Genomic DNA, 9,291 nt, shown 5'->3' with positions numbered 1-9,291 from the left:
CTTACTCTAAAAGAATTGCTGGTTTTTAACTTATTTATATCTGTTCAATTTTCAAAGACCATTTTCTTTATCGCCCTCAAGCGACCTTCTTATCATATCACCCTATTTACTACATGTCAACTTTTTTTGAATCATCAATTCAAATTTACGTTTTTCATGTCTCCCTAGGACGAACTCTATCTTAACATATATATTTCTTTGGCCTATAGATCAAGTCTCCATATTTACTAATAATTCTTATAGTTCTCTTTAATTCTCTTTATTCCACTAAATTACTTATACTGACACACTAGGTGTAGTTTTACTTTAAATAATTCAAAATTCAGATGTACAAAGCTAAAATTCTATTCATTATCTACGAATAAATCATTTTAAATTTAACCCCAACTAACAAGATATAAAAAACAACCAGCATAATTACATGCTAGTTGTTTTTTTTACTATAGGTAGTTCAATTATAAAACTTACACCATTTTCTCTATTTACAGCTTTTATTTCTCCACCATAATAATTTATAACTTTTTTAGTAATAGCTAGCCCAAGCCCAAAATTTCCTGTTTTATCTTTATACATATTATCAAAAATATGTTCTATATGTTGGTTATTTATATTAGGTCCATCATTATATATTTCTAATACAACAAAAGACTCATCCTTTTTCAAATTTATGGCAATTATATTTTTAACGTATCTTAATCCATTTTCTATTATGTTTTCAATAGAAACTTGTATTTGATCTACATTTCCATAAATAACTGCATCCTCTATATCTAAATCCCATTCTATTTTACTATTGACAACTTCAAATCTACTAACTATATGTAATAATAAATTTTTCAAATTAATTTCTGAAACTTCCTTATTGCTTTCCATAACATAATTAAGTGTATTTAGATAAAGTATTTGTCTAATTTTTTTTTCAAGGTTAATTGCTTCATCTCTTATAATTTCAGCGGTTTTTTCAACTGACTCTACATAAACACCATCTATTATTGCATCTGCATGGCTCATAATTACCATAACAGGTGTCTTTAAATCATGAGATATACTCTGTAAGAACATCTTTTCTTCTTCATCAGCACGTTTTAATTCTTTTCTCATAGCATTCATAGAATCAGCCAATCTGCCAATTTCATCATCACTTTCAATTCTTATAGCATCCTTCCAATCCTTATTAGCTATTTTCATAGTATAACCTTCAAGTTCCTTAAGTGGCCTCGAAATATAATTTGCAATTACTCTTGCTATAAAAAATCCAATAAATATGAATATAGCCCCTATTATAAGTATTGTATACACTATGCTATAATCTTGCTTATTGGGAACATACGATATTACATAAGCCTTTGTAGCTCCTTCTCTCTTAATTGAAGTTATTATAAATATATAACTACTATTGCCATAAGATTCTTTAAATTTTTCTGCCTCCATATTATCTTCTTTAGCAAATCCGCACATCCATGCTTTAACCCTATTTTCATCACCTATAGGTGGCACTGGATGTAATCCTCCTCCTGGACTTATATCTGCTATCCTAGGTACATTATCCCTAAATTCTAAAATAAAATGCTTACTATCTTTAAGACTTTTAACTTCATTAAATCTATTTGGTTGAACAAAACCATCGTTTTCCAATACTGCATTATGGGATACCATTAAATCATGGGCTTTAGATTTTTCATCGATTTTTCTAAAAGCAAAAAGATATAGTAATGAAATGCAAGTTACAATTATTAATATTGCACTTGTGAATGTAATCCATATTCTTATTGTTAATGACTTAAATTTTAACTTTTTCATTACACTATAACCAACTTGTAACCATATCCATATACAGTTTCAATCATTAATCCTTCCATCTTTTTTCTAAGTCTTCTAATAGTATCATCAACTACTCTATCAGAGCCAAAATAATCATTTCCCCAAACAGTAATTAAAATCTGCTCTCTGGATAATAAATTATTTTTATTATCGATAAAATAATTTAGTAGTTCAAATTCTTTATTGGTTAATTGAACTTTTTGGCCATCTTCAAATACTGTTCTCTGTTTTTTATTAATTTTATACCCTTCTACTTCAAATTCTTTTTCATTAACCACTTCTTTTATTTCCTTTATTTTCAGCCTTTCCAAAAGCTTATTAGTTCTTATAACAAGCTCCCTTGGCAAAAAAGGTTTCGATAAATAATCATCACTTCCAAGTTCAAGACCCACAACCCTATCAAGCTCTTCATTTCTTGCAGACATAAATATAACTGGTGTATTTTTATTTTTTGATTTTATTGCTTTTATAAGTCCATAACCATCTATATCCGGAAGCATTATATCTAATATCCAAAGATCCGGCATATCATTAATCCTTTTCATTGCAGAGCTTCCTTCAGAAAAGGTTGTCACTTCATATCCTTCTAGTTCTAAATATTTTTTAAGTAAAACGTTTAAGTTCTTTTCATCTTCTACAAGATATATTTTTATTGCCAATCATATCACCTCTAATTATCAATGCATAATTATGCAAGTTATCTTTATATTATAATACAAACCGTCCTATTCTTGCATTATATACTAGAAAAAATTCAATAGTGTGTCAATCTAGTATAAATTCAATCATAATAAAACAAAAGAACAAACCCAGCCTCTTTAACTCTGAAGTTTTACCTTTGTCTAAGGGATAAAAACTTTTTTTGAAGTAAAAAAATAAAACTACCATATTTTTTTGTAACTATAATCAAAAAATATAGTAGTCTTATTTTCTAAAATTCTAAAATTATATCTTCAAGTTTTCTTTTTGGAACGCAAAGTTCTCCATCTTCACCTTTATAATATATAATAGAATCTTCTGTATCTACAGTTGTAGGAAATTCCCCTTTATACCCTAAAGCTATTACTGTATTTAATAAAAATCTATCTGGAATTCTTAAGATTTTACTAATCTCTTTTTTATTAATTGCCCCCATCCAACAAGTACCTATTCCTTCACTATAAGCTCCTAGCAATATATTTTCTACAGCAGCCCCTAAATCAATCTCATATCCATTCTTTTTTATATCTGTATCTACTAAAACTGCAATAAACGCAGTTGGTCTTTCATCTTCATTTTGTTTAAAGTTCTCTCCTAAATATTTAGCCCAAGCTACATTTTCATATATTTTTTTAACTTCCTCTTCCTTATCTACAATTATGTATTTCAATGGCTGTAAATTTCCGCCTGAAGGTGCTAACCTAGCTCCATTAATCAAACTTTCTAAGGTTTTTCTTTCAATTTTATCTTGTTTAAACTTTCGTACGGTTCTTCTAGATAAAATAGTTTTTATAGTATCCATGATATTCCTCCAACACTTATATAAATAATTTTCCCATTTACCATAAATTATAACATAAACTGTGCCCTACAATTTGAATTTCTTCACTTCAAATTGTAGGGCATTCAAAAAAGATTTGTTTAAACTTTTTCAAATGAAGCTTGATCTTTTAAAAGTTCTTTTAAATCCTCACCATATTTTTTTTCTAATTCTTTTCTATTATACTTATAGACTTCCCCTTCAATATTTTTCACCTTGAACTCTATCTCTTCAACATTTTTTATAAGAGCTAAAAGAACTACTGCATTTTTCTCTAAAAACTCACTTGGATTTTTATCACTCCAAAAATCATTATAATCCTCTCTACCCAAACTATGATTGGCATCATAATTTACCATTATTCCATATGGCTCTTTTTCAGTCTTTAAGGAAAATCCATCATTATAAATATTTGCAGGTAACTTTTGCAATATATCTCCTATAGCACTATTATTCCCAACACATGTATCTTTATAATCATCTAAATCTTCTAATCTAACTTTAGAAATTGTACTAACTCTTTCATCTATTATATTTTTAGTATTATCCTCACAAGCTGTTAAATTTAATAATACTACTAAAACTACCAAAATAAGAATTTTGAACTTATTTTCCATATATCCCTCCTTTTATACCATATAGTAATTATATCTCATTATCCAATAAAATGTAATGATTTATATAGATATTTTCTCTTACTTCCTTAGCAATCTCATCTATATACTCTAAAATTGGTATCATTACAGAGTTCTATACTTTAATAAAAACACTCAATAAGCAGACTTTTTAATCTATCCTATAAAGTGTTTTTTTATTATATATTTTTCATTTTATTCTATTCTGCATCTCCTAAATGATAAGGAAAAGTAGCAATTACTATCTTATCTTTTCTAAGCAAACTTTCTCTTAAGAAAAAACCAGTATGATTATGCAATATACTTCCCCACTTTTCATGAGTTTCAAATTCTGGTAACACTACAGTTATTCTTTCATTATCTATTGCCGCCTTTGAAATCTGATCTATGTAATTTAAAATAGGCGTTACTACTGCTCTATAAGGAGAATATTTAGATACTAATAATATATCTGTATCAAGCAATGCCCATTTAGACTTTAACTTTTCCATAGCTATTTTGTCGGTTGAAATATTTAATGCTATTACATTATCGCTTATACTTTGGGCATATTGCAGAGCTCCTATTGTTGCCCTATTTAAGCTAGCTATAGGTACTATCACTAAATGATAATACTTTATTTTAAAATCCACTTCTTTTAAAGCTCTTTCACTAATTCTAAGTCCTGAAGCAACATGCTCATAATGTTTATGAACCTTTAACATAACAAACATAATGCTAGGTATAAGCAAAATAACTATCCAAGCACCATCAAAAAACTTTTCGGACGCAATAATTCCAGTAGTAATTAAAGTAACTATTGCTCCAAATCCATTAATACAAGCACGATATTTCCAGCCATCTTCCTTAGCACTCTTCCAATGCATAACCATTCCTGATTGTGCCAGTGTAAATGATATAAATACCCCAACAGAATAGAGAGGTATTAAAAGATGTGTATCTGCTTTGAATATAAATACTAAGAAACATGCCACACAAGAAAGTGCTAAAATACCAAAAGTAAATCCTAGCCTCTTTCCTCTTATAGTAAATTGTCTAGGTGCATATCCATCCTTTCCAACTACATACATCAACATAGGAAAACCTGTAAAAGCAGTATTACATGCCATTAAAAGTATTATTGCTGTACTAAACTGAATAACATAAAACATTATCCCACTGCCAAATACTCCATATGCAAGTTGTGACACTACAGTTGGTCCTTCCTGCAGAGGAACAGCTTGATAGAATCTAGCAAGAAAAGATGTTCCTCCAAATATAAATAATATTAAAGAAGTTAATAATATCATTACAGTTTTTGCACTTTTCTGTGAAGGTTTCTTAAAGTTAGGTACTGAATTACTTACAGCTTCAAGTCCTGTCAATGCAGAACATCCTGAAGAAAAGGCCTTCAAAATTAGAAATATACTTAAGTTCTCCATCATTTCTCCACTTTTAATTGGATCAACCAATTGATTTGGAGGAACATTTAAAATGAAATATTTAAATAACCCATATAGAATCATAAAAATCATACTAAAAATAAAAATATATGTAGGTACACTAAATATTCTAGACGATTCACTTATTCCCCTTAGATTCAGGATAGTTAATACTGCAATAAGTATTATAACTATTGCTACTTTATATGAATCTAATTGAGGAAAAGCTGAAGTTATGGCAGCTACACTTGCACTAGCACTTACTGCAACTGTCAGAATATAATCTATTAATAAAGCACTTCCAGCTATAAGTCCTGGTTTTACCCCTAGATTTTCCTTTGCAACAATATAAGCTCCTCCTCCTTGTGGATAAGCTCTTATAATTTGAATATATGAAATTGTAAGAATCACAAGCAGTCCTATTATAGCTAATGATACCCATGTTAACCAGTTGTATGCTAATAGTCCTATTGCTGGAACTAAGTACAAAAGAATTTCTTCTGCAGCATAAGCAACAGATGAAACCGCATCACTTGCCATAATAGCTAGTCCAAATGGAACATTATATTTTTCTTGAGCCCCCTGTTCATTTGCTAAAGGCTCCCCTATTAATATGTCCATAAATTTTTGAAGCATTTTTTGTTCCCCTTTCTGCTATCTCTATATGCCATAAAAGACATATTTTTAATACTCCTAATGTACTAAGACATAAATAAATTTTATACTTTGTTTTTGTTATTTTAAATTACTTCATTAAAATCTTTTATGCATAAAATTATCACGAGCCTTTCCTCAAAAAAAATACATTTTTTTCAATAAAATTGTAACTATTCCATTAATTCAAAAATATTATAAGACTGTTTGTCCAAATAATCAAATATTTTATCATTAATGTGACTACTTATATTCATAATCCTATTAATTTTATATATCATAGCCTTCTCCTTCAGTCCTTCTTTTTTGAATCCAACTTCTTCAAAATAACATATATTTTGTCTCTGTATCTAATTGTTTTAACATATCTAAAAACTTTTCTGCATCCATTTCATTAGCTTTCCTTATATTTATTCTTCTCACCTACCAATTCCTTTAGCTAATTTTATGTAAAGTAAAAGGACTAGGCTTCTTATACCTAATCCTCTTAATTTGTTATGATATTTAGGTTTAAATTTATCCCCACATATCTTTTGCTAGACCAACTAAACCAAATAATAAATTAAACATTACCCTCACCTCCATTCAATAACTTTTTTCCTTTATTAAAAGCTTCCATATCATTTTTTGCTAGTTCTTCTAGTATTTCATTTATAAAATATTCATTTTCATTAAATTCTACTAAAGTTTTAATTAATGAAAGAATGTCATCCCATCTCTTATCAACTTTATATACATTAGTTAATGAAATATATTCTCTTCCTATACTTCCAGATTCATGATGATAATTAGCAATAAAAATATTAATTTCTTTATATTCATCAATACTTATTTCATCTTTAAATATCTCACAATAAAGATTTAAAATTAAACAATAGTCTAACATATTGCTATATATATAATCGATGTCATTTTCTATTTCGTCTCTAATCATCTTAATATGTATTTTAGCACTATCAACTTCTCCTAGCTCATCTTCAACCCACGCTAGGTTGTGAATCAAAATCCGCTTGGTATGAAGAATAGTAATTTTATTGTAATACTTTAAATACATTCTATGTAGTAATATTCTACCTTCTTGAAACTTTTCTTGTGAAAACAATTGAAAAACTTCATTTATAATCGTGCTTTTTATTTCATCATCAATACTCATCACACCTGCCCCTCTCCTTATTGCTTACAACTATATTATATACCTATTATTGGAATATGTCACCAATTAATTGACTATTTTTATACAAAACCACTCTTTTTTTGAATAACTAACAAAATTCCCTTAATTTCTTTTCACATTTTATCTTTTTGCAATTTCTATGTTTAACATTTTCTTTTTTGCATAACAAAAAAGTTGTGAATTAAAAAAATCCTTTCTTAGTCCACAACTTTTAATACAACCTTATTGTCTATAACTGAAATTTATCAACTGTGACTTAACCTTATTGTTTATGAATTCTAATAACTAACAAAACTGAATATCCAAGTATAATTTTATACAGAATAATAATTCAATATACTTTCATATACTTCACTAGCATCAACTGCATATATCTCTTCATTAGCATTGACGATAACTTCATAATTTAAGTCATCATTAACTTTTATTAAGACATCATCTTCTATTTCAACTCTATTATAATCTATTGCAACAAGAATAATATCAGGAGAATACTTGCTTTCAATATTTTGTAAGTAATTGTAATATTCTTTTCCTTCAGAAAAATAATAAAATCCATATAAATACGAAAATTCATAACTCGAAGCCTTAATAGCATAGTATCCATCTGAGCAAAATAAATTTTTAATTTCATTTATTATCCCTATGACATTCTTTTTATCTCCTGTAAAGTATATAATAGGAACACTGGCTTTTTTATACTTTTTAGTCTCTAATTTGTTATAATTTTCTTCGTACCAAAACATAATGTTATTTTTATTAAGGAATCTTCTCATTTCATTGGACACAGCTCCACATAAAACAACGGAGCGAATATTATCTATTTTACTTTTTATACAATCTTGAATATTCTTTATATAAGTTTTATTATAATTATCAAATATTATTATTACATCAAACTGATTATCATCTATTTTTGTAAATTCTAAATAACTATTTAAATATTTAAAATCAAAAAATAGATAATCAGTAAAAATATTCTTTGACATATCTAAGATATAAGCATGTGTTAGATAACTTACATCTCTTAATATATTGCACCATTCTTTATTATAAAATCTTTTTCCAACAATATTATATTTTATTAGATTGAATCTATTTGTTGTCTTACCGTAAAAACCAGACTTTTCATATTTTTTCAAAACATTATGTACACACGCAGTAAAATAAGCATTAGCAAAACTGTTACATCTTTCAGTAAAATATATCTCTCCATTCCTTTTAGTAAGTTTATGTATACTATTTACCAAAAATTCAATTCCATCATATGTATTTTTTTGCATACGTATTCTTTTATATCTATTATAAAAAAATATTCTTGTAATAATTTCATTTTGACATCTAACACCTAATACATTTGGCAAACATGCAGGTATAGTAAATGCACCATTATTATTTTTAGCTGCAGTAATATATACTCCCCTGTCAAATGCTTTATTGCACACCTTTCTTAACTTTTCAAAATCACCATAATATGTACTTCCATTACTTAAATTAATTATATTAATGCCATTTTCCAAACACCATTCAATAGCTTTGCATAACTTATTACAATTTCCTCTTCTGGTTACTTCATCTAAAATCTTGATACTAATAATACTAGACTCTTTAGCATACTTTTTAATAATTGCTGCACAAACAGTTCCATGTGATATTTTATTTGATTCATCTTGCCTTCTCGAAATTTTCAAACTATCATCTACTATTAAGTTTTGTTCTATTTCCTCAAAATATAAATCTGATATATTAACTCCATCATCAATTATCGCAATCTTCATAATAAAAATATAATCTCCTAAAATAATACTTAACTTATTAGTATTTCTACTCTAATAATTAAACAGAAAGAGATTATTCATAAATAACCTCTTTCTGTCTAATATAAATTAGATCTCCAAATATGTTTCCGCATAACTAAGCGCTTCTTTTGTTGCATGGCTTGCAGATGATGGATGATACCATGCTTGACAGCCACAATAACATCTACATGAACATTGTCCAATATATGCTTGTATTGTATTAGATTCATTCACATTATTTTTAAGCAACTTCTTCATATGTTATTCC

General features: G+C 27.6%; 8 protein-coding genes. All 8 read right to left on the bottom strand.

Translation table 11 applies throughout. The features are described from left to right. Positions 1–417 precede the first annotated feature (417 nt). The 8 genes from H9661_RS15710 to H9661_RS15675 all read right to left on the bottom strand — a co-directional run bounded on the left by H9661_RS15710 (position 418) and on the right by H9661_RS15675 (position 9,281). Positions 418–1,800, bottom strand: coding sequence for a HAMP domain-containing sensor histidine kinase (locus H9661_RS15710; protein ID WP_143316289.1), 1,383 nt, complete (start codon positions 1,798–1,800; stop codon positions 418–420). Continuing rightward, positions 1,800–2,480, bottom strand: coding sequence for a response regulator transcription factor (locus tag H9661_RS15705; RefSeq protein ID WP_143316288.1), 681 nt, complete (start codon positions 2,478–2,480; stop codon positions 1,800–1,802). Before H9661_RS15705 ends, H9661_RS15710 begins: the two co-directional genes overlap by 1 nt. A 272-nt stretch (positions 2,481–2,752) precedes the next feature. Further along, positions 2,753–3,322: a nitroreductase family protein gene (locus H9661_RS15700; RefSeq protein WP_143316287.1), complete on the bottom strand. Its 570-nt coding sequence runs from the start codon at positions 3,320–3,322 to the stop codon at positions 2,753–2,755. Positions 3,323–3,441: 119 nt separating this feature from the next. Beyond that, on the bottom strand, positions 3,442–3,957 hold the full coding sequence (locus H9661_RS15695; RefSeq protein WP_143316286.1) for a DUF4825 domain-containing protein: 516 nt from the start codon (positions 3,955–3,957) through the stop codon (positions 3,442–3,444). Between the two features lie 218 nt (positions 3,958–4,175). After that, the gene (locus H9661_RS15690; protein WP_143316285.1) at positions 4,176–6,032 is read right to left on the bottom strand and encodes an APC family permease; all 1,857 of its coding nucleotides are present in this window, start codon (positions 6,030–6,032) and stop codon (positions 4,176–4,178) included. 580 nt (positions 6,033–6,612) lie between these two features. Next, positions 6,613–7,203, bottom strand: coding sequence for a hypothetical protein (locus H9661_RS15685; RefSeq protein ID WP_143316284.1), 591 nt, complete (start codon positions 7,201–7,203; stop codon positions 6,613–6,615). Between the two features lie 335 nt (positions 7,204–7,538). After that, positions 7,539–9,002 carry a S8 family serine peptidase gene (locus H9661_RS15680; RefSeq protein ID WP_191769678.1) on the bottom strand — a complete coding sequence of 488 codons (1,464 nt, stop codon included), beginning with the start codon at positions 9,000–9,002 and terminating at the stop codon, positions 7,539–7,541. A gap of 108 nt (positions 9,003–9,110) precedes the next feature. Next, positions 9,111–9,281 (bottom strand): CLI_3235 family bacteriocin precursor, encoded by a 171-nt coding sequence (locus H9661_RS15675; RefSeq protein ID WP_191769676.1) that lies wholly within the window; start codon positions 9,279–9,281, stop codon positions 9,111–9,113. Positions 9,282–9,291: the final 10 nt, after the last annotated feature.

Origin of the sequence: Clostridium cibarium (assembly GCF_014836335.1) — a bacterium.
Classification (GTDB): Bacteria; Bacillota; Clostridia; order Clostridiales; family Clostridiaceae; genus Clostridium; species Clostridium cibarium.
Note: the sequence above shows the minus strand (reverse complement) of the source record. Positions and strands in the feature narration are given on the sequence as shown.